The sequence below is a fragment of the Collinsella aerofaciens genome, assembly GCF_015555045.1.
GTDB lineage: Bacteria > Actinomycetota > Coriobacteriia > Coriobacteriales > Coriobacteriaceae > Collinsella > Collinsella aerofaciens_W.
The window spans coordinates 1-2,166 of sequence record NZ_JADNJQ010000056.1 but is presented as its reverse complement, the minus strand read 5'-3'; the positions used below and the strand labels follow the sequence as shown (position 1 = coordinate 2,166).

Here is a 2,166-nt window from a genome sequence, read left to right as displayed (position 1 = left end):
TCAAGGTGCACGCCCCGCGGCTGATCCGGTCCGACCGGGCCGCGCGGCAAGGAGATATATTGCCAGACCGGAGGGGCCCCGTGGGCGGGAATCTGGGCGTACACATTTCCTACACATATAAGTAGTCTCGGCTGGCTGGTTAAAAACAGGAGGGGACCTCGCATCCGAGATCCCCTCTTTCGCCCATCTATAGCAATAGACTCTTAAATACCTTATGCCAGCAGCTTGCGACCGGACTCCTCGATCGCGTCAAGTGCTGCATCTGCCTCGGCGGCATCCGCGCCCTTAGCGAAGATGTACAGCTTAATCTTGGGCTCGGTGCCGGAAGGACGAACAATACCCTTGTTGCCACCCTCAAGATCGAACTCAATAACATTAGCCTTCGGCAGGCCGTTCACGCAGGTGTTGTAATCAACGACGGCCTCAATCTTGGAACCGGCGAGCTCCGCGGGCGGGTTCTCGCGCAGACCGGCCATGATGCCGGCCATCTTTGCCGCACCCTCAGCGCCCGGATAGCTCAGCGAAATCGTCTTGTTGTGATAGTAGCCATACTTCTCGTACAGCTCGTGCATCGCATCTGCAAGGTTCTTGCCCTGGAGCTTGTAATACTGCGCCATCTGGCAAATCAGAAGAGAAGTGCTCACGGCGTCCTTGTCGCGCACGTGGTCACCGGCCAGATAGCCGTAGCTCTCCTCAAAACCGAAGATAAAGCGATCGACCTCGCCAGCATCGGAAAGAGAAGTAATGATGTCGCCGATGTACTTGAAGCCCGTCAGGCAGCGGCGGAGCTCAAAACCGTACTCGTCGGCCAGAGCGTCAACCATGGCGGAAGAAACGATAGTAGTGACAGCAACCTTCTTAGTGAGGTCCTCACCGCGAGCAGCGCGGGTCTTGCAGATATAGTCAAGCAGCAGAACGCCCATCTCATTGCCGGTCAGCAGCAGATAGTCATCGCCATTCTTAACGGCAACGCCAACGCGATCGGCGTCAGGATCGGTTGCAAGCAGCAGATCGGGGTGAACCTGCTCGCACAGGTCAATGCCCTTCTGCATGGCCTGACGAATCTCGGGGTTAGGATACGGGCAGGTCGGGAAATCGCCGTTAGGCTCCTTCTGCTCGGGAACAACCGTGACATCGGTGATGCCAGCGCGCTCGAGCACCGTCGTGACGGGAATGAGGCCGGTGCCGTTGAGCGGAGTGTAGACGAGCTTAAGCGGAGCGCCAGCGATCTCCTCGGCAGAAAGGTTGGTCACGCCGCGGGCGAGAACGGCGTCATAATAACGCTCGAGGCACGAGTCATCGATCCATTTGACCAGACCCTGCTCAAGAGCCTCATCGAAGTCCATGGACTTCACGCCGGTAAACGTATCGGTCTCGGCGATAGCCTTAGAAATTGCATCGGCAGCCTCGCTGGTAATCTGGCAGCCGTCGGGGCCATAGGCCTTATAGCCGTTATAAGGCGCCGGATTATGACTAGCGGTCATGCAAATGCCACCGGAGCACTTAAGGTCACGGACGGCCCAGGAAAGCGTCGGCACGGGCGAAATCTTAGGATACACGAGAGCAGTCACGCCGTTTGCGGCAAGAATGGCAGCCGTCGTCTTAACGAACAGTTCACCCTTATTGCGGCTATCGCGAGCGATGGCAACCGTCGGATGCTCGAAGGTCGCATTGAGATAGTCAGCAAAACCCTGCGTCGCGCGACCAACCGTATAGATATTCATACGGTTAGTGCCCGCACCGATAGTGCCACGTAGACCGGCGGTACCGAAGGCGAGATCCTGGAAGAAAGCGTCGGTGATGGCGTCTTCGTCACCCTGCTCCTTCATCGTGTTGAGCTCAGCGAGGAGCTCCTCGTCCTTGACATTGGCAATCCAAGTATCAAGCAGCTCATGAACATCTGCCATGTGAGTCCTTCCGTCACAATCAATAAAACAACCCGTGTAAAACAGGACAAGCGCAGCAGTGCGCTAAAGCAAATATTAGTCCATTGAGAACAAAGAACCGACCAAAGAACGGTGAACGTCTATATTCAGCGGTGGATGATTAAATTGATTTAATTGCATAAGGAATGTTGCCCGTAAACGCAAAAAAGGGGGAGGCCGCGAGGCCTCCCCCTTCTCAGTTCAAGCGTACGGCTCGGTGCCGTCCACCGGTCAGCGGCGC

At 56.4% G+C, this 2,166-nt stretch carries 1 protein-coding gene; it reads right to left on the bottom strand.

Annotation, left to right across the window (positions count from 1 at the left end; all coding sequences use genetic code 11):
* Nucleotides 1–212: 212 nt before the first annotated feature.
* A complete protein-coding gene (locus I2E45_RS10270; protein ID WP_006235592.1) occupies nt 213–1,907 on the bottom strand; it encodes a phospho-sugar mutase in 1,695 nt (564 codons plus the stop codon).
* Nucleotides 1,908–2,166 lie beyond the last annotated feature (259 nt).